This window comes from Bradyrhizobium sp. CCGB01, assembly GCF_024199795.1.
GTDB lineage: Bacteria > Pseudomonadota > Alphaproteobacteria > Rhizobiales > Xanthobacteraceae > Bradyrhizobium.
In genome coordinates this window covers 4,865,152-4,891,014 of the sequence record NZ_JANADK010000001.1, presented here as the reverse complement: position 1 = coordinate 4,891,014, position 25,863 = coordinate 4,865,152, and the positions used below count along the sequence as shown (strand labels likewise).

The window sequence follows — 25,863 nt, the reverse complement described above, 5'->3', positions numbered from 1 at the left end:
TGAAAGATGTCAAACCAACCGATTGGCCTATTCCGCCGGCTCGGCAAAGATCGCCGTTTTCGGCACAGCCGCATCCGTCCTGGCGCCGGGAAAGATCCGCTTGACCAGCACGAACAGCGCGGGAACGAAGAAGATGCCCAGCACGGTCGCCGCGATCATGCCGCCGGCCACGCCAATGCCGACCGCGTTCTGGCTGGCGGAGCCCGCCCCTGTCGCCACCGCCAGCGGCATCACGCCGAGGATGAAGGCGAGCGAAGTCATCAAGATCGGGCGGAGACGTTGCCGCGCCACGTGCAGCGTGGCCTCGACGAGGCTGCGGCCGGCCGCGATCTGCTCCAGCGCGAACTCGACGATCAGGATCGCGTTCTTCGAGGCGAGACCGATCGTGGTGAGCAGGCCGACCTGGAAATAGACGTCGTTGGCCTGGCTGAACAGCGTCGCTCCGAGCAGTGCGCCGAGCACGCCGATGGGCACCGTCAGCATCACCGCGAACGGAACCGACCAGCTCTCATAGAGCGCCGCAAGGCTGAGGAAGACGATCAGGAGCGAGATCGAATAGAGGTACAGCGTCTGGCTGCCGGTGAGCCGCTCCTGGAACGACAATCCGGTCCATTCGTGCCCGTAGCCCTTGGGCAGCTTGGCCATCTGCTCTTCCACGGCCTGCATCGCGATACCCGAGCTGATGCCCTGCCCGGCCTGTCCCTGGAGCTCGACGGCCGCGACGCCGTTGTAGCGCTCCAGCCGCGGCGAACCATAACTCCAGCGATTGGTGGCCAGCGCCGAGAACGGCACCATGGAGCCGGCGGTATTGCGGACGTACCAGCGGCCGATGTCGCTGGTATCCATGCGGAACGGCGCATCGCTCTGGACATAGACCTGCTTGACGCGGCCACGGTCGATGAAGTCGTTGACATAGGCCCCGCCCCAGGCCGCCGACAGCGTGGTGTTGAGATCGCTCAGGTTGACGCCGAGCGCGGTGGCCTTGGCCTGATCGACGTCGACGTTGAATTGCGGCGTATCGTCCTGGCCGTTCGGCCGCGCCTGCGCCACGCGCCTATCCGCCGCGAGCTGGCCGAGCAGTTGGTTGCGCGCCTGGATCAGCGCCTCGTGACCGTTGCCGCCGGTGTCCTGGAGATAGAGATCGAAGCCGCCGGCATTGCCGAAGCCGGGGATCGAGGGCGGCAACACCGCGAACACCATCGCGTCGCGGATTTTTGAAAAGGCGCCCATGGCGCGGCCGACCACAGCCTGCGCCGAGGTCGCAGGGCTCTTGCGCTCGTCGAACGGTTTCAGGCTGACGAAGGCAAGGCCAACGTTCTGCCCCTGGCCGGCAAAGCTGAAACCGCTGACAGCGAACACGCCTTCCACCGCATCCTTCTCGTTGTCGAGATATTGGTGCTCGACCTGCTTGATGACCTCGAGCGTGCGCACCGAGGTGGCGCCGACCGGAAGCTGGATCAGGGTCATGATCGTGCCCTGGTCCTCTTCGGGCAGGAACGAGCTCGGCAGCCGCTGGAACAGGACGACCATGCAGGCGACGATCGCCGCGAAGGCGATCATCAAGCCCGCAACCCGCTTGATCGCAACCGCAGCGCCGCGCTGGTAGCCATCGGCCATGCGATCAAAGCCGCGGTTGAACAGCCCGAAGAAGCCGCCTTGGGTGCCATGATGCTTCGGCGGCTTCAGGATCGTGGCACATAAGGCCGGGGTCAGGACGAGCGCCACCAGCACCGAGAGCAGCATCGCCGTGACGATGGTCAGCGCGAACTGCCGGTAGATGATGCCGACGGAGCCGTTGAAGAAGGCCATGGGGATGAACACGGCCGAGAGCACGACGCCGATCCCGACCAGAGCGCCGGTGATCTCGCGCATGGACTTTTCGGTCGCCTCGCGCGGGGACAGATGCTCCTCGGCCATGACGCGCTCGACGTTCTCGACCACGACGATGGCGTCGTCGACCAGCAGGCCGATCGCCAGCACCATCGCGAACATCGTCAGCGTGTTGATCGAATAGCCGGCAAGCGAAAGCACGCCGAACGTCCCGAGCAGCACCACCGGTACCGCGATGGTCGGAATGATGGTGGCGCGCCAGCTCTGGAGGAACACGAACATCACGACGAAGACGAGAGCAATCGCCTCGAACAGCGTGTGGATCACCTTCTCGATCGACAGTTTGACGAACGGCGTGGTGTCGTAGGGATAGATGACGCGCAGCCCCTCCGGCATGGTGGCACTGAGCTGGGCAATGCGCGTCTTCACGGCTTCGGAGGTTGCAACCGCGTTGGCGCCGGTTGCAAGGCTGATGCCCATGCCTGAAGCCGGCTTGCCGTTGTAGCGCGCAGTGGAATCGTAGGACTTCGACCCGAGCTCGACGCGCGCGACGTCGCCGATGCGCACCGCCTGGCCCGATGATGCCGTGCGCAGGATGATGTCCTTGAACTGGTCGACGGTCTGAAGGCGACTCTGCGAGGTGATGGTCGCGTTGAGCTGCTGGCCGCCGACGGACGGCAGGCCGCCGAGCTGGCCGGCCGTCACCTGCGTGTTCTGGGCCTGGATCGCCGCGGTCACATCGCCCGGCATCAGATTGTATTTGGCGAGCCTGTCCGGATCGAGCCAGATCCGCATCGCGTATTCGGAGCCGAACAGCTGCACCTGGCCGACGCCGGCAACGCGGCTGATCGGGTCGTTGATCGAGGACGCCACGTAATCGGCGATATCGCTGGCGGTGAGCCGGCCGTCCTCGGACACGAAGCCGAGCACCATCAGGAAGCTCGACGACGACTTCACGACCTTGATGCCCTGCTGCTGCACTACCTGCGGCAGCAGCGGGGTGGCGAGCTGGAGCTTGTTCTGCACCTGCACCTGGGCGATGTCGGCGTCGGCCTCGTTGGTGAATGTCAGCGAGATCTGCACGACGCCGGTCGAGGTGCTGGACGACGACATGTACTGGAGATAGTCGAGACCGGTCATGTTCTGCTCGATGACCTTGGTCACCGAGTTCTCCGCCGTCTCGGCGTTGGCGCCGGGATAGGTCGCCGTGATCGTGACCACGGTCGGCGCGATCTGCGGATATTGCGCGATCGGCAGCCGCATGATCGCGAGCACGCCGCCCAGCATGATCAGGATGGCGATGACCCAGGCGAAGATCGGCCGCTTAATGAAGAAGTGCGACATGATGATTACTGCTCGGTCGTCGTGGCCGCGGGCCGCGCATCGGCCTGCCGCGTCGGATTCTCTGTCAGGCCGGTTGCCGGATCGACCGCGACCTCGACGGTCTTAACGGACGCGCCGGGGCGGGCCTTCTGCGTTCCCTCGACGACGAGACGATCACCCGGCTTGGCGCCGGAACGAACCAGCCAGTTGCCGTCGATCTCCTCGCCGAGATCCAGCGTCCGCTGCTCGATCCTGCCATCCTTGTCGACGAACATCGCCACCGCCTGCCCCAGCGGATTACGCGAGACCGCCCGCTGCGGCACCAGGATCGCGGCCGGATCGACGCCGGCGACGACGCGGGCGCGGACGTACATGCCGGGCAGCAGCGCGCGCTCGGGATTGGCGAAGATCGCGCGCGAGCTCACCGAGCCGGTGCTCTCGTTGACGCTCGTATCGGTGAAACCGTATTTGCCCTTGTGACCGTAGGCCCTGCCGCTCTCCATCAGGAGCTCGACCTGCACGCCTTCGGCCGGCCGCTTGAGCTTTCCGCTCGCGATCTGGCTGCGCAGGCGCTCCATCTCGGATGTCGACTGGTCGAGATCGACGTAGACAGGATCGAGCTGCTGGATCGTCGTCATCGCGGTCGCCTGGCTGGCGGTGACGAGTGCGCCCGGCGTGATCGTCGACTTCCCAATGCGGCCCGAGATCGACGCGGCGACCTTGGTGCGGTCCAGCGCGATCGCAGCGGTGTCGCGGTTGGCCTGTGCCGCGCTCACATCGGCCTCGCCCTGCTTGTAGGCGGCGACCGCATCGTCGACGTCCTGCTGGCTGGCCGCGTTGGTCTGGAGCAGCTGAGTTTTGCGCGCGGCTTTCAGCTTGACGCTGACGAGCGTTGCCTCCGCCCTCTGCACGGCGGCCTCGGCGCTGGCCAGCGCCGCCTTGTACTGAATGGGATCGATCTCATAGAGCTGGTCGCCCTCCTTGACCTCGGCACCTTCGACGAAGTCGCGCTTGAGGAGAATGCCGGTGACCTGCGGCCGCACCTCGGAAACCTGATAGGCGACGACGCGGCCCGGCAGGACCGTCGAGACCTTCGCCTGCTGGGGCTTCAACGTGACGACGCCGACTTCCGGCGCCGCCTGTTGCGCGACCGGCGCCTGGCTCTGCTCGCCGCAGGCTGCGAGCGACAGCAGGGCAAGCAAGGGAACGGCGCGGACGATCGGGAGAGGCATGATGACGATCCATGAGATGGCGTTGCCGACCTCAGGGCGGGATCATGGCAACGGAAACAATTGGAAACTCTCTGGTTTCCATTAGGAAACTTGGTAGTTTCCATCCCTGAAGTCAAGTGCTAGGCTGCCCTCACATTTCCGTTCAAGCAGTCGTGAAGCGGCTCAACATCGGCGGCAGGTCTTGCATGGCGAAAACATCGGAGAAGCGCACCCGCACCGGCGACAACCGTCCCCCGGAGCGGAGCGTCGATATTCCCGCTCCCGACGCGAGGATGTTGCACCTGCTGACGGCGGCGAAGGACACCTTCACCAGCAAGGGCTTTGCGGCGACGACGATGGACGACATCGCCGGCGCTGCCGGAATGTCGAAGAAGACGCTCTACAAATTGTTCGAGAGCAAGACCGAGCTGTTCCGCGCCATGCTGCTGCGCAGCCTGCCCGAAGTTCATTTTGCGGACGCTCCGCTTGAAGGACCGCCAGCGACCCGGTTACGACACTCGCTCCGGAAGATTGCCGACGTGGCGCTGGCGCCGAGCGAAATCGCGCTGCATCGCCTGATCATTGGCGAGCGCCAGGCTTCACCTGGCCTCGGCCGCATGTTCGCGGAAGTTATCCTCGATACAGGCACGGACGGTGTCGCCGAACTGCTTAGGACGGTTCGCCTGGAGCCTCGTCTCGAGAACCTGCCGCTGCGCCTTGTCGCCGAAATGCTGCTCGGAATGGTATTCAGCCATGATCATTTCCGCCTGCTGACCGACGACGGATTCCGGCTCAACCGCCGGGCGCTGGACCGGCGGATCGATCTTGCGATTGCGATGTTCTGCGCGGCTGAAGATCACACGAGATAATCGGAAACACCGTCCCACAAGAGCTTCAGCGCCGTGACTACCAGCAATCCGTGACAGGCGCGATAGATCTGTTGCTGGTCGAGCCTGCCATGCAACCGCCAGCCGAGCCAGACGCCGGTGGGAATGGCCAGGAGGCAGGCCGCCATCACGATCCAGACATGGCCCGCCGGCCGCACCAACAGCAGCCACGGCACCGCCTTGGTCGCATTGCCGACAGTGAAGAACAGGCTCGTCGTTCCCGCATAGACCTCCTTGCTGAGGCCGAGCGGTAGCAGATACATCGCCAGCGGCGGCCCGCCGGAATGCGCGACCATCGTCGTCACGCCCGAGGCAAGACCGGCAGCGACCGCCTTCGGTGCCGAACGCGGGCGAACGACCACCTTCGGATCGCTCACCAACCACAAGCCAACGAAGATCAGCGTGACGACCGCCATCACGATCGCAACCGCTCGATGGTCCAGCACGCGAAACAGGAGATAACCGAGGCCGATGCCGACCACGAGCCCGGGCAATAGCAGGCCGATGTCCGGCTTCGACCAGGTCGAAGGCTTCCAGTAGCGTAGCGCGAACAGATCCATCGCAATGAACAGTGGCGCGAGCAGTCCGCCAGCGGTCACCGGGTCCATCACAAACGACAGGAGCGGAATGCCGATGATCGAGAAGCCGCCGCCGAACGCGCCCTTCATGAAGCAGATCAGGAAGACGCCGGTGAACGCGACGAGGATTGTGGTGGCCGTCAACTCCATCTGCGCTTCTCAAGGTCCGTTACGCTGTGCGAACCGCACCATCAGTCCGCCTGCGACCTCGGGGGCCGACCGTCCTCATTCCGGAAAAACAGGCCGGGCAGCACAGAGGGCAGTCCAAAGGTCAATCCGAGGAACGCGAGAAACAGATCGAGATAACTCACGGGCATTGTCGTCGCTCCATTGCCACCGAGCGTTCCCGGTGCAATTTGCTCTTTGCCCGGAATATGATCCGACTTATTTGTCGGTACAATCAGAACATTGTACTCGGTGCAATAATGATCGAGGCTCCGAACCATGTGCTTTGGGGTATGTTCCCTCGTCACGTCGGACGGCAGCCCGCCCGCCACGCGGCGTAGCGGTATGTCGGCGCTGAGCAAGGTCGCAGTTTCGCTGCTGCGGCACGCGTCTTACGACCACGGCCCCGCGCAAGCGTGATTGCTCGGCCCGGTGGTCGAGCTCGCAGCTAATCTGCGAGCGGGAGCTGCGGTGCTAGCAGCCCAGCTTGTCGGCGATCCCGCCGAAGTCCCTGGCGACGATATCCCACTTACCCGTCGCCTCGAAATCGACCTTCTGCAACGGCCCGTACTCCGTCGGCCGCGCCACGAACGCGGTCTTCAGCCCGTTCTTCTGTGCGGCGGCGAGATCGCCGTTGTGGGCGGCGACCATCATCACCTGTTTCGGCTTGAGGCAAAGCAGGCGCGCGGCGCCGAGATAGGTTTCGGCATCGGGCTTGTAGTGCTCGAACAGCTCGGCCGACATGATGAGGTCCCACGGCAGGCCTGCAAACTTCGCCATGTTGGTGAGCAGCGCGACGTTGCCGTTCGACAGCGGCGAGATCACGAATTTCGTCTTCAGCCGCGTCAGGCCCGCGACGCTGTCGGGCCAGGGATTGAGGCGATGCCAGCCCTTGGTGAGGTGATCGAGATCGGCCTCGGTGAGGCCCTTAATCGCAAACTGCGCGACCAGCTTTTCCAACGAGCGGCGGTGCAGATCGTCGAGCATGACATAGCCGCGCTCGGGATGTTGGCGCACGTCGTCCATCGAGGCCATGTACATGCCGCGCCAGCCGTCGACCAAGGCGGTCCAGTCGGCGCTGATCCCGCGGCCCTTCGCCCACCACATGAAGTCGGTGATCAGGCTGGTGCGCCAGTCCACGACCGTGCCGAACACGTCGAACACGAGGGCTTTGACGGCGGAGAGATCGGATGTAGTTGTCATGTTTTGCTCCGCGCTCCCCGCCGCTTCTCGGGCGGCTTCAATTGAGGGGTGCGGCTTTAAAGCACGATCCAGCACGCACAACAATGGCGCTAGTCGGACTGGCCAAACACGCCAGAGATGAGCAAGATGACTTGCCTCAACCCTTTGGAGTGCGCGCGATGACGACGACCCCTGCATTCGTGTTGCTCAAAGAGGCCTTGCTTCCGGACGAAACTGTTCTGATCGATACCTTGCGACGCCGTCATCCAGGGCGCCTGTGGGAGCTGAGCACGGCCCTCGCATTCACAAAAGCCGACGGCGCCATCTCCATCCGCGCGGGCGATCATCTCGTGGTCCTCCTCCTGATGTCTGTTCCGCTGCCGTTTGATCAACAGCTATGGCAGCAGGCCTCCTGGGTCTGGCCGGAGGCATTCGATGCCGCGGGGCAGCATGGTGCACACCTGATTGTCTCGACCATGGGACCTGCCGTAGAGAGCGCCGAAACGGCGGCGCTGAGTGTCATTGAGAGCACCCGCCTCGTCACCGCCGTCGTCGGCAGTCTTATCAAGGCACAGCCTGGCTGTCTCGCCGTGGTCTGGAACGGACGGGTCGGACGCTCACCCGAGATGTGGATCGAGCAGTCACGCCGCGCATTCGAACCGTTTCCGGATCACCCATTTGGCCTTTGGACGGAGATTGTTCACTATGTGAGCGGCAAGACCATAGGAGCCTACACGGTCGGGCTTTCGGCATTCATCGGACGTGAGATCGAATTCGAGGTGGACGGGCTCGACCAACGCGGCGTCACCGTGCGTGTCGCCAATGCCACGTCTCATCTGCTCGCAAACGGGCTCGACAAAAACACCGCGAGCGGAAAGGTATTCAAGGATGATGACGAGACCATCGGTTACGTTGGGATTCTTCACCGCAACTCGCGCTTTCGCATCGGGCCGGTCGTTTCGTTTTTTTCCTGTCTCGACCACGCTGGGAGAACCAGGATCTACCAGATCATTCCCGCCTCGATCGCACGAAATCACCCGCTGCTGATCATGTTGGGCAAGGTCGGGCTTTTCGATCCAGCGAAAACTGAAAACCTGATCGAGCTAAAACCCGATCACTATGTTTCGGAAACTCGCCTTGAGAGCTTCGACGTCGCCCTTTCGACTAGGTTATCCGAAATGCTGGCAACCGACGCCTATGCCGAGGCAGACACCAACGCTCGCCATGCACTCGCGCGCGGAGACCCCGAATCCGCGAAGAGTCCTCTCCAGCCCTGGGCGGAAAAAGTTGACCGGCTTCAAGAGGCCGTCAAACTCGGCCTGATCTTGTGCGATGCATTCATGTTCATGCCGGCGTCGCCTCGCAGCCCGTAGTAGGCGCGCGACGTGTCGTGTCTCTCACGGTCTCTTGGCAGCGACGTTCGGCTGAACCAGCCGAACGATCGCGCGCGGGAGCATTGCGGACTCAATCCAGGTGGAACTTCGCCAGCTCGCGGTGCTCGGCCTTGATGTAGCGCACGGTGCCGGTGACTGAGCGCATCACGACCGTCTCGGTCTCGATCACGCCGTCCTTGCGGAACTTGACGCCGGAGAGCAGCGAGCCGGTGGTGACGCCGGTGGCGGCGAACAGGCAGTCGCCGCGCGCCATGTCCTCGATGCCGTAGATCATCTTGGGATCGTTGACGCCCATCTTGGCGGCGCGCTCGCGCTTCTCGTCGGAATCGAGGATGAGGCGGCACTGCATCTGGCCACCGATGCAGCGCAGCGCCACGGCCGCGAGCACGCCTTCCGGCGCGCCGCCGGTGCCGAGATACATGTCGACGCCGGTATTGTCGGGATCGGCGCAGTGGATCACGCCGGCGACGTCGCCGTCGGTGATGAGGCGGACGGCCGCGCCGGTCGAGCGGACGCTCGAGATGATGTCGGCATGGCGCGGACGATCGAGCACGAGAACCGTGATGCCGTCGGGATTGACACCCTTGGCCTTGGCGAGGCGGCGGACGTTGTCAGCCGGCGATGCATCGAGATCGACCACGCCCTTGTCGTAGCCGGGACCGATCGCGAGCTTCTGCATGTAGACGTCGGGTGCGTGCAGCAACGTGCCGCCGTCGGCCATCGCCATGGTGGCGATCGAGCCCGGCATGTTCTTGGCGCACAGCGTCGTGCCTTCCAGCGGATCGACCGCGATATCGACTTGCGGGCCTGCCTTGAGACCGACCTGCTCGCCGATATACAGCATCGGCGCCTCGTCGCGCTCGCCCTCGCCGATCACGATGGTGCCCTGGATCGGCAGCTTGTTGAGCTCGCGCCGCATCGCGTCCACGGCGGCCTGGTCGGCCGCCTTCTCGTTGCCGTGTCCGCGAAGCCGCGCCGACGACACTGCCGCCCGTTCCGTCACCCGCACGATCTCCAGCGTGAGAATGCGCTCGAGCAAGTGGTGCGGGGGGACTTCAATATGGGTCGACATCGGCTAACTCCTTCGAAACGTTTGGGACGGAAATCTCCGCCCACATCAACTCGTAACACCCACAGTTCGTTCGAACCGTGTCAGTTCTTCTCAATTCTGATGACCTGCGGCCGTCCGCTGATCACCTTGTCCTTCTGTACGGCGGCGAGCGCGCGGCGCACGGCGTCCTCATGGGTCGCGTATGTGATCAGGATGACGGGCACGGGCACCGCCTTGCCATCGGTCGGCGCCGCGCCGCCATTCGGATGGCGCTGCACGATCGATTCGATCGAAATCTTCTGCTCCGCGAGCCGGGTGGCGATCGCCGCCGCGGTGCCCGGGAAATCGCGCGCCAAGAGGCGGATGTAGTAGCCGCCCTCGTGCCGTTCCATCGGTGCCTTCTTGGTGTCGCGCAGATGCGAGATCGGCCGGCCGAACGGATTGGCGCGGATGCCGCGCGCAACGTCGGCGATGTCGGCGACGACGGCGGACGCGGTCGCAGCACCGCCGGCGCCGGGCCCGACCAGCGTGATCGCCGGAATGCCCTCGCCGTCGATCGTGACCGCATTGGTGACACCCATCACCTGCGCAATCGAGGAGGATTTCGGCACCATGGTCGGATGCACGCGCTGCTCGATGCCCTTGGCGGTGCGAACCGCAACACCGAGCAGCTTGAGCCGGTAACCGAGATCGTCGGCTGCGCGGAGATCTTCCGGCGCGATGGATGAGATGCCTTCGACATACACCGCGCTTTGAGCAACTTTCGTGCCGAAGGCGAGGCTGGCGAGGATCGCCAGCTTCTGCGCGGTGTCGTGGCCATCGACGTCGAAGGACGGGTTGGCCTCGGCATAGCCGAGCCGCTGCGCATCCTTGAGGCATTCGGCGAAGGACAGGCCTTCCTGCTCCATCCGGGTCAGGATGTAATTGCAGGTGCCGTTGAGGATGCCGTAGACGCGGTTGATGCCGGTTCCGGCAAGACCCTCGCGTAACGTTTTGATGACGGGGATCGCGGCACCGACGGCTGCCTCGAAATTCAGCGCGCCGCCGTGCTTTTCAGCGGCCTTGGCAAGCTTCAGGCCGTGCTTGGCGAGCAGCGCCTTGTTGGCGGTGACGACCGACTTGCCTGTATTCAGCGCGGCCTCGACGGCGGAGAGCGCGGGATCGCCGGCGCCGCCCATCAGTTCGACGAAGCAGTCGATGTCGGGATGCGTGGCCAGTGCCATCGGATCCTTGGCCCATTCGACGCCGCGCAGATCGACGCCACGCTTCTTCGCCTTCGAGCGCGCGGTGACGGCGACGACGCGAATGCCGCGGCCACTGCGGCCCGAGAGCACGCGGGCCTGGGTCTCGATCAAACGGACAACTTCGGCGCCCACGGTGCCGAGCCCCGCTATGCCCACTTTCAGGGGTGCAACCATGATGCTTTAGAAAACCTGCAGAAGAGAATTAGCGCCGATTGGCGAGCGGAACGACGTTGTGCAACGTTTCGATGCCGCTTTCAAGGAAGCGGCGCACGCCGCGCGCGGCCTGCCTGATCCGTTGCTCGTTTTCCACCATGGCGATGCGGACATATCCTTCACCATGCTCGCCGAAGCCGACGCCGGGCGAGACCGCGACGCCGGATTTCTCCACCATCAGGGTTGCGAACTGCATGCTGCCGACGCTGCGGAAGGCCTCCGGCAGCGGCACCCAGGCGAACATCGAGGCTTCCGGCGGCGGGATCTCCCAGCCGGCGCGGCCGAATGATTCCACCAGCGCGTCGCGGCGCTTGCGGTAGGTGTCGCGCATTTCCTTGATGCAATCGTCGGGGCCGTTCAGCGCGGCGGTCGCGGCGACCTGCACCGGCGTGAAGGCGCCGTAGTCGAGGTAGGATTTGACGCGGGCGAGCGCCGCGATCACGCGGTCATTGCCGACCGCAAAGCCCATGCGCCAGCCGGCCATCGAATAGGTCTTCGACATCGAGGTGAACTCGACGGTGACGTCGATCGCGCCGGGCACCTGGAGCACCGAGGGCGGCGGGTTGTTCTCGTCGAAATAGACCTCGGCATAGGCGAGATCGGACAGGATCAGGATCTCGTGCTTCTTCGCGAACGCGACGAGGTCCTTGTAGAAGTCGAGGCTCGCGACATAGGCGGTCGGGTTCGAGGGGTAGCAGACCACGAGCGCGAGCGGCTTGGGGATCGAATGCACGATCGCCCGCTCCACCGCCTCGAAGAATTGCGGCGTCGGCTCCGAGGGCACCGAGCGGATCACACCGCCCGCCATCAGGAAGCCGAAGGCGTGAATCGGGTAGCTCGGGTTCGGGCAGAGGATGACGTCGCCGGGCGCGGTGATCGCCTGCGCCACATTGGCAAACCCCTCCTTCGAGCCGAGCGTGGCCACGACCTGGGTGTCGGGGTTGAGCTTCACGCCGAAGCGGCGGGCGTAATAGGCGGCCTGAGCCCGGCGCAGCCCGGGGATGCCGCGGGAGGCCGAGTAGCGGTCGGTGCGCGGCTTGCCCAGCGTCTCCTTCAGCTTCTCCAGCACATGGGCCGGCGCCGGCAGGTCCGGATTGCCCATGCCGAGGTCGATGATGTCGGCACCGGCATTCCGCGCGGCCGCCTTGGCCCGGTTGACCTGCTCGAACACGTAAGGCGGAAGGCGGCGGATGCGGTAAAAATCTTCCATGGCTCTCTGGGCTCCGGGCAACCGGTCAGGACAGAATCGAAAGGCGATGACGCCTATTTCAAAGGAGACCGCCCCTTGCGCGAAAATCACTCAAAATCAACTACTTGGAGCGACTTTCAGCGACAGGGGCTGAACACCTTCGCCCTGACTCTCGGCTGAACTGAGGTCTTTTTAGCACGGAGTGGCGGGGGCGCCAGCGATTACCTTGCACCGCGCTATTTCGCGTCCTTGGCGGCGACGGCCTGACGGTCGCGTGCGGCGGCGAGCTCCGCCTCGATCTTGGCACGCTGGTCCGGCGGGATGACCGCCTGATCGCGATCCGGCGGGAGGTCGTGCACCGGCAGGTAGGTCCCAGGCTCCCTGGGATGCGCTTGTGCATCGGCGGGTGTCATATCTGCGAGCTGGCTCGAGCAGCCGCCGAGGGCAAGCGCCGCCATCAGCAGCGCGCCGCAGATCGGCAGCGACTTTTGCAGGTCCCTGAACGCCAACACTTGGGAAATCCCCTACTCGTCCCAAAGCAAGCTGCCGGAGACTAACCCGACAACCTGCCCAAGCTCAAACCATTGCTGCCCACAAATGGTACGAGCGAGAAAACATCCAAGGCCCACGACCGGAGAGGTGCACCTCGATTGTGACAAAACCAAGAAACTTTGTCGCAGTGCAGCACATGTTGGAGCTTGTTTAACGCCAAACATGCGAGCTTCGCGGTGACGAATACGGAATGAATCGTTACTGTTCTGCTCATGAGTACCGCCACGACCGACACGCCCAAACCCGAGACGAACTTCGATGCGGAAGCCTTCGCGATGAATGTCGCGCGGGCGATGGAGAGCGGCGGCAAGGCGCTCGCCGCGTACCTGAAGCCGCGCGAGAGCGGCGAGGTGCAGGATCGCCCACCGGCCGAGCTTACGGAAGTGGTCAAGACCTTCACGTCGGTCGCCGAATACTGGCTGTCGGATACGTCCCGCTCGTCCGATCTGCAGACCAAGCTCGCCAAGGATTATCTGGACCTCTGGGGCTCGGCTGCGCGCCGCATGGCCGGCCAGGACGCCGCGCCCGCGATCGCGCCCTCGCCGCGCGACAAGCGCTTTGCCGATCCGGAATGGAAGTCGAACCAGTTCTTCGATTTCATGATGCAGCTCTATCTGCTCACGACCAAATGGGCGCAGGAGCTGGTGCGCGACGCCGACGGGCTCGACCCGCAGACCCGCCGCAAGGCGGAGTTCTACGTCCAGCAGGTCACCAACGCGATCTCGCCGTCGAACTTCGTCCTGACCAATCCGGAAGTGCTGCGCGAGACGGTGGCAAGCAGCGGTGAAAATCTCGCGCGCGGACTGAAGATGCTGGCCGAGGACATCGCCGCCGGCAAAGGCATGCTGAAGATCCGCCAGTCCAATCCGGACAATCTCGTCGTCGGCGTCAACATGGCGACGACGCCGGGCAAGGTGATCTACCAGAACGAGATGATGCAGCTGATCCAGTATTCGCCGACCACGGAGAACGTGCTGCGCACGCCGCTCCTGATCGTGCCGCCCTGGATCAACAAGTTCTACATCCTCGATCTCAAGCCGGAGAAATCCTACGTCAAGTGGTGCGTCGACCAGGGCATCACCGTGTTCGTGATCTCATGGGTCAATCCCGACAAGCGGCTCGGCAACAAGAGCTGGGAAGACTACATGAAGGAAGGCCCGCTCACGGCGATGGACGTGATCGAGAAGGTCACCGGCGAGATGAAGGTGCACACCGCCGGCTATTGCGTCGGCGGCACGATGCTCGCCACCACGCTGGCCTGGCTCGCCGAGAAGCGCCGCCAGCGCGTCTCGTCGGCGACGTTCTTCGCGGCACAGGTCGACTTCACCCACGCCGGCGATCTGCTGGTGTTCGTGGACGAGGAGCAGATCGCGGCCCTCGAGCAGGACATGAAGGCCGCGGGCGTGCTCGAAGGCTCCAAGATGGCGATGGCCTTCAACATGCTGCGCTCCAACGATCTGATCTGGTCCTACGTCGTCAGCAACTATCTGAAGGGCCAGCAGCCGAGCGCGTTCGACCTCTTGCACTGGAATTCGGACGCGACGCGCATGACCGCGTCGAACCATTCCTATTATTTGCGCAACTGCTACCTGGAGAACCGGCTCTCCACCGGCACGATGGTGCTCGACAACACCCTGCTCGACCTATCCAAGGTCAAGGTGCCCGTCTACAACCTCGCCACCCGCGAGGACCACATCGCGCCGGCGGAATCGGTGCTCTACGGCTCGCAGTTCTTCGGCGGCCCGGTGAAATACGTGCTGTCAGGCTCGGGCCACATCGCCGGCGTCGTCAATCCGCCCGCCTCGAACAAATACCAGTACTGGACCAACGACAACGTCAAGGACGTCAACGTCGCCGAGTGGATGAAGGGCGCGGTGGAGCACAAGGGCTCGTGGTGGCCGGACTGGCGCGAATGGCTGGGCGGGCTCGATCCCGAGGAAGTCCCGGCGCGCGCGGTCGGAAGCGAAGCCCTGCCGCCCCTCGAGGACGCCCCCGGCAGCTATGTCAGGGTTCGCGCATAGCGGAATCTGCGACGCTTGTATAAGCTCGCTTTCAACGCAGCGACGACAGAGGGGACCGGGTTATGACGCGTGAATTGTTCTGGCTGACCTTGACGGTGATCCTGACCGGAATTCTCTGGATCCCCTACACCATCAACCGCTGCCAGGTTCGCGGTCTCAGCGGCGCGTTGGCCAATCCCTCGCGCGCCGACAAGCCGCAAGCCGAATGGGCGAACCGCCTGATGTTCGCGCATGACAACGCGGTCGAGAACCTCGTGCTGTTCGCGCCACTGGTGCTGATCCTGAACGCGATCGACTATTCCTCCAAATGGACCGTGCTCGCCTGCACCGTCTATTTCTGGTCGCGTGTCGCGCACCTGATCGTCTACGCCCTCGGGATCCCGGTTTTCCGCACGCTGGCCTTCACCGTCGGCTTCCTCGCGCAGGCCGTGCTGGCGCTGGCGATCTTCAAGGTGTTCTGAGCACGCGCGCGCAACGCTCGGCAATGCGTAGCGAATCCAGCCGGGACTTCGTCCAGTTTCACGACCTCAACGCGGACACGATCCAGTCCATCGTTGACCGCGCGCAGGTGCTCGCGGCTGCGTGGAATAGCCGCGCCATGCCCCAGAGCCTGACCGGCAGGCGTGTGGCGCTCATCGCCGATGACGGCGGATGGCGGAATACGACGGCCTTCGATCTCGGCGTGAGGGCCATGGGAGGCATCTGTGTTCAACCTCCGATCAGGTTCAATATCCACGAAACGACGGCTGATCTGGCCGGATATCTCGACAACTGGTTCGACATCCTGGTCGTCCGCACCCGGGACTTGTCGACCCTGCGCGAGCTTGCATCGAACGCCAGGGCTCCCGTCGTCAATGCCAGGACGCGATCGAACCACCCTTGCGAAACGCTCGGCGATCTCGCTTATGTCGCGAGCAAGAGAGCCGGGCTCGACGGCCTGAAAGTCGTCGGGGTGTCGCCTGCCGCGAACATCCTGAGGTCATGGGTCGAAGCCTCGATCTCGCTGCCGCTCCAGGTAACGCAGATCTATCCGGAGGACTGGCATCTCAAGGACATCGCGAGCCCGAACTTCACGGCGAGCACCAGCCTGGATGCCCTGTTCGATGCGGATGTGATCATCACGGATTGCTGGCCTGATGGCGCACGCGCGGATCAACTCCTTGACTACCAGCTATCGGCATCGCTCCTCGACAGATGCCGCCCCGACGTCATTTTCCTGCCCTGCCCGCCCGTGACCAGAGGTCAGGAGGTCAGCGCCGATGCGATGTCGCATCGCGCCTGCAGCAGCACGGTGGCGAAGGCCTACCTGCTCCACGCGCAAAACGCGCTGTTGGAATGGGTCGCCGCATAGCGGGTCGTGGTCAAGGTGGCTGGAGATCAGGCCTTGCGCACGACGAGATGCAGCATGTTCGCCGGGGTCGCGTCAAAGCTCTGGATCACGTTGGTATCCGACGTCAGCGTGATCCAGGGACCCGCGCTGGCGTAGGTCGTTTCGAGCCACTCGGGCGACGCATAATTGTAATAACGGCCGAGACTGTCCCGGCCGTCGTCCTCGCCCATCTTGTAACTGGCGTAGAACACGCCTGACGTCCTGAGCGCGCGATGAATCCGCGCGAGGATGCCGGCGAGCTCGCCGCGCGGCACGTGCAGCAGGCAGGCGCTTGCCCAGACGCCGTCATAGGCCTCGTGCGCATCAAGCTCGTCGAACCGCATCGCCTCGACGGGATGGCCGAGCCGTCGCGACGCGATCTCGGCCATTTCGGGCGAGCCGTCGGTCGCATGCACCGAAAACCCTTCGGCCAGCATCACCGCCGAATGATTGCCGGCACCACAGCCGAGTTCGAGGATCGCGCCGCCTGATGGCAGCAGGGCGAGGAAGCCGCGCAGCCGCGTCGAGGGCGCCTTGGCCCAGCCGGCATAGGCTTCGGCGTTCTGCCGGTAGAATTTCAGCGTGGTCTCATCCATGGCGGACTCGCATCGGCACTCTTCTGCCGTGTCCCGGCTTCGCAGCGCACCGCCAATGAACCGCTGCGCTGCGTCCGGGGCACCGACGTTCCCTACTCCTCCGGCAAACCCAGCATCAGCCGCATGTTCTGCACGGCCGCGCCGGATGCGCCCTTACCGAGATTGTCGAGCCGCGCGACCAGCACCGCCTGGTGATATTTGTCGTTGGCGAAGACGTAGAGCTCGAGCATGTTGGTCTCGTTGAGCGCTTCCGGTTCGATCCGGCCGCCCTTTGACGCTTCGTTCTGAAGTGGCATCACCGAAACATATTTCGAGCCCACGTAGCGCTTGGCCAACGCGGCTTGCAAATCCGCCCCACTCGGCTTGCCCGGCAGCGTGTCGAGCTGGAGCGGCACCGAGACCAGCATGCCCTGCCGGTAATTGCCGACCGACGGGATGAAGATCGGCCGCCGCGTCAGGTTCGAATAGAGCTGCATCTCCGGCAGATGTTTGTGCTCGAAGCCAAGGCCATAGAGCTCGAAGGACGGCGCGCTGCCGTCTTCGAAGCTTGCGATCATCGACTTGCCGCCGCCGGAATAGCCACTCACCGCATTGACGCTGATGGGATAGTCAGGCGGCAACAGGCCGGCATCGACGATCGGCCGCAGCAGCGCGATGCCGCCGGTCGGATAGCAGCCGGGATTGGAGACCTTCTTTGCGGCCTTGATCTTGCCGGCCTGGTCCGGAGCCAGCTCCGCAAAACCATAGGCCCAATCAGGCGCAACCCGGTAGGCGGTCGAGGCGTCCAGCACCTTCGGACCCGATGGGCCCATGCTGTCGATCAGCGCCACCGTTTCCTTGGCGGCATCGTCGGGCAGGCAGAGGATGACGAGATCCACCTCCTCCATCAGCGCCTTCTTGGCCGCGGGGTCCTTGCGCTTGTCGTCGGCAATCGTCTTCACGACGACGTCGTTCTGCAGCTTCAGCCGCTCGTTGATGCCGAGCCCGGTGGTGCCGGAGCCGCCGTCGACGAAGACGGTGGCGGGCTTCTTGGCCGCGCCGGTGGTCGGGGCCTGTTTGGTGTTGACGATACTGGTATCAGAAAGACTCATGGCACGCTCCTTTCGAGCTTGTTCGTGTCGGCGCCGCGCTTATGGAAACAGCGCGATCTGCTCCAGCCCCGCGGTTTCAGGAAATCCGAACATCAGGTTCATGTTCTGGATCGCCTGACCGGCCGAGCCCTTCACCAGATTGTCGAGCGTCGAAAGCACGATCCCCCCGATCCTTGATGCGGTCGGCGACGACGCCAATCTGAACATAATTGGAGCCGCGTACGTTCTGCGTCTGCGGTAGCACGCCCTTTTTGGCGACATGCACGAACGGCTCGCTGGCGTACGCATTCTGCAGCGCCGCCCGCAGATCGTCGGGCGTTGCACCGTTGAGCTTGACGTAGGAGGTGCAGAACTCGCCCCGCGCCATCGGAATCAGATGCGGCGTGAAATTCACCGTCACCGCTGAGCCCGCAGCGAGGCTGATTTCCTGCTCGATTTCAGGCGCGTGCCGGTGAGTGCCGACCGAATAGGGCGACAGCCCCTCGCCCGCTTCGCTGAACAGCGTGTTCTGCTTCAGCCCGCGGCCGGCGCCGGTCAGGCCCGATTTCGCGTCAATGATGATGTCATCCACGTCGATCAGCTTGGCCTTCGCCAGCGGAACCAGCGCCAGCAACGCCGCGGTCGGATAACAGCCGGGACAGGCGACCAGCCGCGCGGACGTGATCTTCTCCCGGTAGAATTCGGTCAACCCATAGACAGCCTCGCCTTGCAGTTCGAGCGCGCGATGCTCATGGCCGTACCACTGCGCATAGGTGTCCTTGTTGCGCAGCCGGAAATCCGCGGACATGTCGAGGATCTTGATCTTCGGATTGGCCTTGAGCACGGCCGCGATGATCTCCTGCGTGGTGCCGTGCGGCAGCCCGCAGAGCACCGCGTCGAGCTTGGTCCAGTCGACCTTTTCCCACTCCACGAGTTTTGGCAGGTCGAGCATGAAGAAGTGCGGAAATACCTCGCTCATGGCCTTGCCCGCATGGGTGTTGGCGGTGAGCGCCGTGATCTCGGCATTCGGATGCCGCGCCAGCAGGCGCACCGCGTCGGCTCCGGTGTAGCCGGACGCGCCAAGAATGCCGATCTTCTTCTTCATGCTCATCACACGCCCCCTTCAGGCGTAATCGCTTGCTGTGTTTGTACCGTGTCTGTTGCGAAGGCCAACGGTCTCGCTTCGCGCATCAGGCCTGCGATCGTGCGCGAGTCCGCATCCGCCTGCGAGCCCAGGGCGCTCGCGATCGCGGCAAAATCGGCGTCGGACTTGTGCTGGTTGAGCTTGAAGCTGCCTTCGACCTCCTCAACCGTCATGACCAGACCCACGATCGCCTTCTTCATCGTCTCGAGCCGTCCGGCCGTCATCTTCGCCGACGTCCACGGCTTCTTCGGCAGCAACCAGGTCTCGAACTTGTCGCTGAGCGTGTCGATCTGCACCGCCAGCTCGTGGTTCGACAGAAGCCGCACCGGCCCGCTCAGATGCACCGACTGGTAGAGCCAGGTCGGCACCTGATCCGGCGAGACGTACCAGTCCGGCGATACATAGGCATCGGGGCCGTTGACCGCGAGCAGCCAGGACGCCGAGCCATCCGCCAGCTTTAGCAGCGGATTGTGACGGGCGACATGAAAGGCCGCCTGCGGCGTGCCGTCAGCGGCGTAGGTCAGGTAGAACGGCAGCAGCGAGGCGACCGGCTTGTGGCCGTCGAAGGCACACATCGTACCGAAGCCGCGCTCTTCTGCGAATTTCAGGCTCGCGGCACGGTCCTGCTTGAAAAAGGGTGGCGTGTACATCGTGGTCTCCTGCTGGGCCTCCTTGGGGGCCGCCGGATCAGATCGCGCTGACAGGAGAAAGAATGCCGCGGATCGGATCCAGCGGCAAAGACGATGATCTCAAACGCGATCGACCGCCCAAACCGCTAAAGAGCGGCGGCGGCGACGGGCGAACAGGATGGTCGCGGCGTTGATCATGGCGCGCGGCTATAAAGCCGGCGGGTTCCAGGGTCAAGTCCAAATCAGCAGCGCGTGCGGGCTGGATGCCGCACCGGTGACGGCGAGACGCCGCACTGGTGACGGCGAGATGCCGCACGGATGTCATCTGCGTGCCGCGGAATTTCCAGTAGCAATGGGGGTTCCCGAGAGTGACCGGCACGTTGCAACTACGCCGGTCCGTGCCGTTCGTTCGCAATGCAACCCAGGACACCGTCATGACCGAGATCACCCGTCGCGCAACGCTGGCCGGCGCCGCCGCCTCGGCGCTCCTGCCCTTCGTGAAGACGTCACCCGCGAGCGCCGCCGCGCCCCCGGCCGCAGCCCAGAACGCGAGCTTCTACCGCTACAATGTCGGCAGCCACCAGGTCACGGTGGTCTGCGATGGTGTCACCACCGTCAACCTGCCCGACAATTACGCCGCCGGCGCCAGCAAGGACGACATCAACAAGATCTTCGCCGAAAACCATCTGCCGACCGACAAGGTCACCCACACTTTCAACCCTGTGGTCGTCAACACCGGGCCGAAGCTCGTCGTCATCGACACCGGCCTCGGGCCCGACCAGTTCACACAGACCAAGGGCAAGGTCGGCCAGTTCCACAACAATCTCGCCGCCGCCGGCATCGACCGTGCCGCGGTCGACACCGTGATCATCTCGCATTTCCACGGCGACCACATCAACGGCCTGCTCGCGGCCGAGAACAAGCCGGCCTTCGCGAACGCCGAAATCTTGGTGCCTGCGGCGGAATGGAAGTTCTGGATGGACGATGGCGAGATGAGCAAGGGGACCGGCAATCCGATCCTCGAGAGCAACTTCAAGAACATCCGCCGCGTGTTCGACGCGCTCGGCCGCAAGGTCACGCAATACGAGGCCGGCAAGGAGGTCGCGCCAGGCATCACCTCGGTGGCGAGCCCGGGCCACACGCCGGGGCACAACTCCTTCATCGTCGCCTCGGGCTCCGAGAAGGTGCTGGTGCAGGTCGACATCACGGCGGGTGCTGCGTTCCTGTTCGTGAAGCATCCCGAGTGGAACATCGCCTCCGACGTCGACAAGCCGCTGGCGCAGCAGACGCGGCGCAAGCTGTACGACATGGCGATTGCCGAGAAGATGCCGATCCAGGCCTTCCATGCCGCCTTCCCCGGTCTCGTCCGCGTCGAGAAGGAAAAGGACGGCTCGGGCTATCGCTGGATCCCGTCGATCTGGAACGCCTCGCTCTAGGCTTCGCCCGATAAGCTGGCCGGGCGGCCCTGCTGCCCGGTCAGATGACGCTCCAGATCCATTCCATGACCTTGGCAATCACGTCGCCGAACACAAGCAGCGCCGCGGACCAGACCAGCGCCGAGATGAAATTGGCGGCCTGAAAGCTCCAATAGGGCATCTCGAAGATGCCGGCGGCGAGCGGCACCGAGGCGCGCAAGGGGCCGAAGAAGCGGCCGATGAAGATGCTGGGCACGCCCCAGCTGCGCACGAAGGCTTCGCCCCTGGGCAGGAGTTCCGGATAGCGGGAGAGCGGCCACATCTGCGCGACTTGCTCCTTGTAGCGGTAGCCGAACCAGTAGGAGACCCAGTCGCCGAGTGCAGCGCCGATGCCGCCGGCGATCCATACGGGGTAAAAACTGATTCCGCTTGCCCCGATCAGCGCGCCGATCGCCACCAGCGCGCCCCAGGCCGGGACCAGCAGCGAGATGAAGGCGAGCGACTCCCCGAAGGCCAGCAGGAACACGATGGGGGCCGCCCAAGCCTGGTGAGCACGCACGAAGTCGGCGAGTGCGTGCGCAAACTGCTCCATTCCAGATAGCCTTCCCGCCCCGTCACGGTCCTGTCAGATAAAAAGACTGGTAAGCCAAGGGCTTGTGTGACATCAAGTCACAAAGCCCGGCCCAAACGGGGCCAAGGGGTCAAATTGCCGGGATTTCGTGGGCCTGCGGCGTAAAATCGCCGGGATTGGCTCCCACCCACACCGGCCGGCCGACCTGCGGTGACCTTTGCAGGCCAGCCGTGGCATAGTCGCCCGAACCGATTCGCCGCATGCGCGGCCCTCAAAGCACATCAAGATATATGTCCAAGCAGTTGAAGCCCAAAGCAAAAGACGATTTTTTCGGCGGTGATGAGCCGAAGACCAAGGCGCCCGCCAAGACGGCATCGCGCGGGAGCGGCGGCGAAGCCGACTACACCGCGGCCGATATCGAGGTCCTCGAGGGCCTGGAACCGGTCAGGCGCCGGCCGGGCATGTATATCGGCGGCACCGACGAGAAGGCTCTGCATCACCTCTTCGCCGAAGTCATCGACAACTCGATGGACGAGGCGCTGGCCGGGCACGCGACCTTCATCGGCGTCGACCTGAGCGCGGACGGCTTTTTGACCGTGATCGACAACGGCCGTGGCATCCCGATCGATCCGCATCCGAAATTCCCGAAGAAGTCCGCGCTCGAAGTCATCATGTGCACGCTGCATTCGGGCGGCAAGTTCGACTCCAAGGTCTACGAGACCTCCGGCGGTCTGCACGGCGTCGGCATCTCCGTGGTGAACGCCCTCTCCTCGCTGCTCGAGGTCGAAGTCGCGCGCAGCCAGAAACTCTACCGCATGACGTTCGAGCGCGGCCACCCCAAGGGCAAGCTCGAGGACCTCGGCAAGGTCAACAACCGCCGCGGCACCCGCGTGCGCTTCAAGCCCGACACCGACATCTTCGGCGCCAAGGCCGCGTTCAAGCCGCAGCGCCTGTTCAAGATGACCCGCTCGAAGGCCTATCTGTTCGGCGGCGTCGAGATCCGCTGGAATTGCGCGCCCGAGCTGCTCAAGGGCGTCGAGGACGTGCCGGCGGAAGCGACGTTCCACTTCCCCGGCGGCCTCAAGGATTATCTCGCGGCTGCGATCCATGCCGACACGCTGGTGCATCCGGACATCTTCTCCGGCAAGTCGGGCCGCAACGGCGCGCATGGCGCGTGCGAATGGGCTGTCGCCTGGACTGCGGACGCCGACGGCTTCCTGTCCTCCTACACCAACACCGTGCCGACGCCCGATGGCGGCACCCACGAATCCGGCCTGCGCAGCGCGCTGCTGCGCGGCCTGAAGGATCACGCCGAGCGCGTCGGCCAGGGCAAGCGCGCCTCGTCCATCACCTCGGAAGACGTGATGGTGGGCGCGGCCGTGATGCTCTCGGTGTTCGTGCGCGAGCCTGAATTCCAGGGCCAGACCAAGGATCGTCTCGCCACCGCCGAAGCGCAGCGCATCGTCGAACAGGCGATGAAGGACCCGTTCGACCACTGGCTGTCGGGCAATCCGAACATGGCCAACCGGCTGCTCGACTTCGTGATCGACCGCGCCGAGGAGCGGCTGCGGCGGCGACAGGAGAAAGAGACCGCGCGGAAAACCGCGGGCAAGAAGCTGCGCCTGCCCGGCAAGCTCGCCGACTGCACCGATGCCGGCACCGAAGGCTCCGAGCTCTTCATCGTCGAGGGCGACTCGGCAGGCGGCAGCGCCAAGCAGGCGCGCGACCGCAAGACCCAGGCCGTGCTGCCGCTGCGCGGCAAGATCCTCAACGTCGCCTCCGCCGGCAAGGACAAGCTGACGGCGAACGCGCAGCTCTCCGACCTCGTGCAGGCGATCGGCTGCGGCCAGCTCCTGCATTATCGCGAAGAGGATCTGCGCTATCAGCGCATCATCATCATGACCGACGCCGACGTCGACGGCGCGCACATCGCATCGCTGCTGATCACGTTCTTCTACCGCCAGATGCCGCGGCTCATCGACGAAGGACATCTCTTCCTCGCGGTGCCGCCGCTGTACAAGCTGACCCACGGCCAGAAGTCGGTCTACGCGCGCGACGACAAACACAAGGAAGAGCTGATCAAGAGCGCGTTCAACGCCAACGCCAAGGTCGAGGTCAACCGCTTCAAAGGCCTTGGTGAGATGATGCCGGCGCAGCTCAAGGAAACCACCATGGATCCGAGCAAGCGGACGCTGCTCAAGGTGGTGCTGCTCGCCGACGATCGCGACACCACCGCGGATTCGGTGGAGCGGCTGATGGGCACCAAGGCCGAGGCGCGCTTCGCGTTCATCTCGGACAAGGCCGAGTTTGCCAGCGAGGAACTGCTCGACGTCTGAGGTGGCGCCCTACCGTCAAAAGCCCCGGCTCAGCTCCGGGGCTTTTTCGTTTGCAGCAGGATGTATCCGGTCAGCGACTCGGCCAGCGACTCACTGCCCCCAAGGCTGAGGCAGGATTGCTTCCATTTCGGACAAAGCCGGATTTGCTAACGAGAAGTTACCAGAAGCCGACCTTCAGAAAATGACGCAATATATTGAAAATATTCGACTATTTTGGATTTCAGCAATCGTGGCCGAAATCCCTACTGTGTGGCGTTTCCCGGCGACTGTGCCTGTCCGGCAACAGCATTTCGGCGGGAAACGTCTATAGTCCGGGCATCAGATCACACGGACTCAGTGCGCTCGCGCCTGCCAGACAGACCAAAGGTTGGGGATTTTAAAATGAAGAAGATTTTACTCGCTCTGACCGCGGTTGCGGCGATGACCGGTTCGGCCTCGGCGGCCGACCTCGCGGCCCGTCCCTATGTGAAGGCTCCGATGCCGGCGCCCGTCGCCAATTGGACCGGCTTCTACATCTTCGGCGGCGGCGGTGGCGGCCTCTCGAATGCCGATCAGTCGATTGTCGACACTGTCAGCGGCACCCCGCTGACGATCACCCAGCGCCAGGGCGGCTCGGGCTGGTTCGGCACCGTGGGCGCCGGTTACGACTGGCAGTTCAGCGGCACCTGGGTCGCTGGTGTGTTCGCTGACGGTCAGTTCGGCAGCATCCGCGCCACCATCCAGGATCCGGGCAACAATATCACGGGCAGCCAGAAGCTGGAAACCTCCTGGGCCGCTGGTGTGCGCCTCGGCTGGCTGGCCGCTCCGAACGTTCTCACCTACGTCAACGGCGGTTACTCGGGCGCCCACTTTGGCCAGACCAACTTCACTGACCTCGCTGGCGTCCCGGTCGGTGCCCACCTCAACAGCTACAACCGCAACGGCTGGTTCGTCGGTGGCGGCGTCGAGAATAGCCTGAACTTCTTCGGCATCAACTCGCCGGGCTGGTTCATGAAGACCGAGTATCGTTCTGCCTTCTACAACGCCAAGACCCAGGACGAGCTGTTCGACGTCAGCAATCTCCCGGTCGGCCAGAGCATCCGCGCCAACAGCTGGAACCAGACGATCTCGACCTCGCTGGTCTACCGCTTTAACTGGACCGGTCCGGTCGTCGCGAAGTACTGATCTGACCTGATCTTCAGACGTCAAAGCCCCGGCATTGTCCGGGGCTTTTTCGTTTTGGGGCCGTCAGCGGCTAACGCTGGCCTTCAGCGACCGGTACGCCTCTCCAAGCTGGCTCTCGATCTTCGCCCAGTCGGCAGCGGCGAATGGCCCCGCCCCGAGCATCGCGGAACGCCATGGCCTCTGCCCGCGCCATGCCGAACTGCCTGATGCCTGAATCGTCCGCGTTCTTGCCGTAGGTCAGCGCCGCCACGCGCGCGATGGTGAGGCCATAATCGCGCGGGCCGACCGCCTCGCGCCGAGCCTGCCACCAGTCAAGCTCGAGACGGGCGGCCTGCTCCGCGTCGAATGCCACGGGCGCGGCCGGCGCGAAATCCCGGTAGTACGCCACGAGGGCCGGCAGGGCCGCATCGGCTTCCCGGCGAGACCGCGTCGGCTGGAACGTCCTGGCGGCTCCGGCGGCGCTGAGCACGATCTGCAGGCTCTTGAGCGGAGAAAAGCCGAACTGCGTCCGCGTCGAATCGTAGAGATGGAAGAACAGCGCGGCGTGGCGTTTGTCGTAATAGTCGCGCCACATCGCGGTCTCGAGCCGCGCCATCTCGGCGGGATCGAACGCCCGCAGATCCGCATGACGCGGAATGACGGCATAGACCGCGATCAGTGCGATCGCAGCCGCGGTACCTGCGAACATCTTGCGCACGGACATGGGTCCTCCCAGCGGTCCTGCATCCG

The 25,863-nt window shown here is 64.1% G+C and carries 24 protein-coding genes and 1 pseudogene; 8 read left to right on the top strand and 17 right to left on the bottom strand.

Annotated features, from left to right (window positions below):
• Positions 1 to 27: 27 nt before the first annotated feature.
• Entirely contained in the window at positions 28 to 3,174 is a 3,147-nt protein-coding gene (locus NLM25_RS22455; RefSeq protein WP_254138426.1) for an efflux RND transporter permease subunit, read from the bottom strand.
• A 5-nt stretch (positions 3,175 to 3,179) separates the two neighbouring features.
• On the bottom strand, positions 3,180 to 4,385 hold the full coding sequence (locus tag NLM25_RS22450; RefSeq protein WP_254138425.1) for an efflux RND transporter periplasmic adaptor subunit: 1,206 nt from the start codon (positions 4,383 to 4,385) through the stop codon (positions 3,180 to 3,182).
• A gap of 185 nt (positions 4,386 to 4,570) precedes the next feature.
• Here NLM25_RS22450 and NLM25_RS22445 point away from each other — a divergent pair, with 185 nt between their 5' ends.
• Complete coding sequence (locus NLM25_RS22445) at positions 4,571 to 5,233, top strand: TetR/AcrR family transcriptional regulator (RefSeq protein WP_254119112.1); 663 nt, start codon at positions 4,571 to 4,573, stop codon at positions 5,231 to 5,233.
• On the opposite strand, the gene NLM25_RS22440 is transcribed toward NLM25_RS22445, so the two are convergent.
• The 3 genes from NLM25_RS22440 to NLM25_RS22430 all read right to left on the bottom strand — a co-directional run bounded on the left by NLM25_RS22440 (position 5,221) and on the right by NLM25_RS22430 (position 7,197).
• Positions 5,221 to 5,979 (bottom strand): sulfite exporter TauE/SafE family protein, encoded by a 759-nt coding sequence (locus tag NLM25_RS22440; RefSeq protein ID WP_254138424.1) that lies wholly within the window; start codon positions 5,977 to 5,979, stop codon positions 5,221 to 5,223. The genes NLM25_RS22445 and NLM25_RS22440 overlap by 13 nt on opposite strands.
• Positions 5,980 to 6,020: 41 nt before the next feature.
• Entirely contained in the window at positions 6,021 to 6,356 is a 336-nt protein-coding gene (locus NLM25_RS22435; RefSeq protein WP_254138423.1) for a hypothetical protein, read from the bottom strand.
• A 112-nt stretch (positions 6,357 to 6,468) separates the two neighbouring features.
• Positions 6,469 to 7,197, bottom strand: coding sequence for a haloacid dehalogenase type II (locus NLM25_RS22430; RefSeq protein ID WP_254138422.1), 729 nt, complete (start codon positions 7,195 to 7,197; stop codon positions 6,469 to 6,471).
• A 158-nt stretch (positions 7,198 to 7,355) separates the two neighbouring features.
• Here NLM25_RS22430 and NLM25_RS22425 point away from each other — a divergent pair, with 158 nt between their 5' ends.
• Positions 7,356 to 8,549, top strand: a complete 1,194-nt coding sequence (locus tag NLM25_RS22425) for a hypothetical protein (protein ID WP_254138421.1) — start codon at positions 7,356 to 7,358, stop codon at positions 8,547 to 8,549.
• Between the two features lie 91 nt (positions 8,550 to 8,640).
• On the opposite strand, the gene glpX is transcribed toward NLM25_RS22425, so the two are convergent.
• From glpX to NLM25_RS22405, 4 genes are all read right to left on the bottom strand, one after another.
• The gene (gene glpX / locus NLM25_RS22420; RefSeq protein ID WP_254119107.1) at positions 8,641 to 9,642 is read right to left on the bottom strand and encodes a class II fructose-bisphosphatase; all 1,002 of its coding nucleotides are present in this window, start codon (positions 9,640 to 9,642) and stop codon (positions 8,641 to 8,643) included.
• An 80-nt stretch (positions 9,643 to 9,722) separates the two neighbouring features.
• Positions 9,723 to 11,039 carry a homoserine dehydrogenase gene (locus NLM25_RS22415; protein ID WP_254138420.1) on the bottom strand — a complete coding sequence of 439 codons (1,317 nt, stop codon included), beginning with the start codon at positions 11,037 to 11,039 and terminating at the stop codon, positions 9,723 to 9,725.
• A gap of 28 nt (positions 11,040 to 11,067) precedes the next feature.
• Positions 11,068 to 12,288 carry an LL-diaminopimelate aminotransferase gene (locus NLM25_RS22410; RefSeq protein ID WP_254119103.1) on the bottom strand — a complete coding sequence of 407 codons (1,221 nt, stop codon included), beginning with the start codon at positions 12,286 to 12,288 and terminating at the stop codon, positions 11,068 to 11,070.
• 215 nt (positions 12,289 to 12,503) lie between these two features.
• On the bottom strand, positions 12,504 to 12,779 hold the full coding sequence (locus NLM25_RS22405; protein WP_254119102.1) for a hypothetical protein: 276 nt from the start codon (positions 12,777 to 12,779) through the stop codon (positions 12,504 to 12,506).
• A gap of 252 nt (positions 12,780 to 13,031) precedes the next feature.
• On the opposite strand from NLM25_RS22405, the gene NLM25_RS22400 reads away from it, so the two are divergent.
• From NLM25_RS22400 to NLM25_RS22390, 3 genes are all read left to right on the top strand, one after another.
• Positions 13,032 to 14,840 (top strand): alpha/beta hydrolase, encoded by a 1,809-nt coding sequence (locus tag NLM25_RS22400; protein WP_254138419.1) that lies wholly within the window; start codon positions 13,032 to 13,034, stop codon positions 14,838 to 14,840.
• Between the two features lie 62 nt (positions 14,841 to 14,902).
• Positions 14,903 to 15,301, top strand: a complete 399-nt coding sequence (locus tag NLM25_RS22395; RefSeq protein ID WP_254138418.1) for an MAPEG family protein — start codon at positions 14,903 to 14,905, stop codon at positions 15,299 to 15,301.
• Positions 15,302 to 15,324: 23 nt separating this feature from the next.
• Entirely contained in the window at positions 15,325 to 16,191 is an 867-nt protein-coding gene (locus NLM25_RS22390; protein WP_254138417.1) for an ornithine carbamoyltransferase, read from the top strand.
• A 26-nt stretch (positions 16,192 to 16,217) separates the two neighbouring features.
• Here NLM25_RS22390 and NLM25_RS22385 read toward each other — a convergent pair whose 3' ends face one another.
• The 5 genes and pseudogenes from NLM25_RS22385 to NLM25_RS22365 form a co-directional block, all read right to left on the bottom strand.
• Positions 16,218 to 16,805 (bottom strand): bifunctional 2-polyprenyl-6-hydroxyphenol methylase/3-demethylubiquinol 3-O-methyltransferase UbiG, encoded by a 588-nt coding sequence (locus tag NLM25_RS22385; RefSeq protein ID WP_254138416.1) that lies wholly within the window; start codon positions 16,803 to 16,805, stop codon positions 16,218 to 16,220.
• Positions 16,806 to 16,897: 92 nt separating this feature from the next.
• Complete coding sequence (gene argC, locus NLM25_RS22380; protein WP_254138415.1) at positions 16,898 to 17,896, bottom strand: N-acetyl-gamma-glutamyl-phosphate reductase; 999 nt, start codon at positions 17,894 to 17,896, stop codon at positions 16,898 to 16,900.
• Between the two features lie 39 nt (positions 17,897 to 17,935).
• A pseudogene (gene argC, locus NLM25_RS22375) lies at positions 17,936 to 18,986 on the bottom strand (N-acetyl-gamma-glutamyl-phosphate reductase).
• Positions 18,986 to 19,669: an FMN-binding negative transcriptional regulator gene (locus NLM25_RS22370; protein WP_254138414.1), complete on the bottom strand. Its 684-nt coding sequence runs from the start codon at positions 19,667 to 19,669 to the stop codon at positions 18,986 to 18,988. Before NLM25_RS22370 ends, argC (NLM25_RS22375) begins: the two are co-directional and overlap by 1 nt.
• A gap of 37 nt (positions 19,670 to 19,706) precedes the next feature.
• Positions 19,707 to 20,084: a hypothetical protein gene (locus NLM25_RS22365; RefSeq protein ID WP_254138413.1), complete on the bottom strand. Its 378-nt coding sequence runs from the start codon at positions 20,082 to 20,084 to the stop codon at positions 19,707 to 19,709.
• Between NLM25_RS22365 and NLM25_RS22360 the strand changes: the two genes are divergently transcribed.
• A complete protein-coding gene (locus NLM25_RS22360) occupies positions 20,083 to 21,084 on the top strand; it encodes an MBL fold metallo-hydrolase (RefSeq protein WP_254138412.1) in 1,002 nt (333 codons plus the stop codon). The two genes, NLM25_RS22365 and NLM25_RS22360, sit on opposite strands and share 2 nt — an antisense overlap.
• A 40-nt stretch (positions 21,085 to 21,124) precedes the next feature.
• Here NLM25_RS22360 and NLM25_RS22355 read toward each other — a convergent pair whose 3' ends face one another.
• Both NLM25_RS22355 and NLM25_RS43915 read right to left on the bottom strand, forming a co-directional pair.
• The gene (locus NLM25_RS22355; RefSeq protein ID WP_254119088.1) at positions 21,125 to 21,655 is read right to left on the bottom strand and encodes a DedA family protein; all 531 of its coding nucleotides are present in this window, start codon (positions 21,653 to 21,655) and stop codon (positions 21,125 to 21,127) included.
• 109 nt (positions 21,656 to 21,764) lie between these two features.
• Positions 21,765 to 21,896, bottom strand: coding sequence for a hypothetical protein (locus NLM25_RS43915; protein ID WP_256570727.1), 132 nt, complete (start codon positions 21,894 to 21,896; stop codon positions 21,765 to 21,767).
• Positions 21,897 to 21,924: 28 nt separating this feature from the next.
• Between NLM25_RS43915 and parE the strand changes: the two genes are divergently transcribed.
• Complete coding sequence (parE, locus tag NLM25_RS22350) at positions 21,925 to 23,970, top strand: DNA topoisomerase IV subunit B (protein WP_254138411.1); 2,046 nt, start codon at positions 21,925 to 21,927, stop codon at positions 23,968 to 23,970.
• A gap of 381 nt (positions 23,971 to 24,351) precedes the next feature.
• Entirely contained in the window at positions 24,352 to 25,134 is a 783-nt protein-coding gene (locus tag NLM25_RS22345) for an outer membrane protein (protein ID WP_254138410.1), read from the top strand.
• A 70-nt stretch (positions 25,135 to 25,204) separates the two neighbouring features.
• On the opposite strand, the gene NLM25_RS22340 is transcribed toward NLM25_RS22345, so the two are convergent.
• Positions 25,205 to 25,837 (bottom strand): hypothetical protein, encoded by a 633-nt coding sequence (locus tag NLM25_RS22340; protein ID WP_254138409.1) that lies wholly within the window; start codon positions 25,835 to 25,837, stop codon positions 25,205 to 25,207.
• Positions 25,838 to 25,863 lie beyond the last annotated feature (26 nt).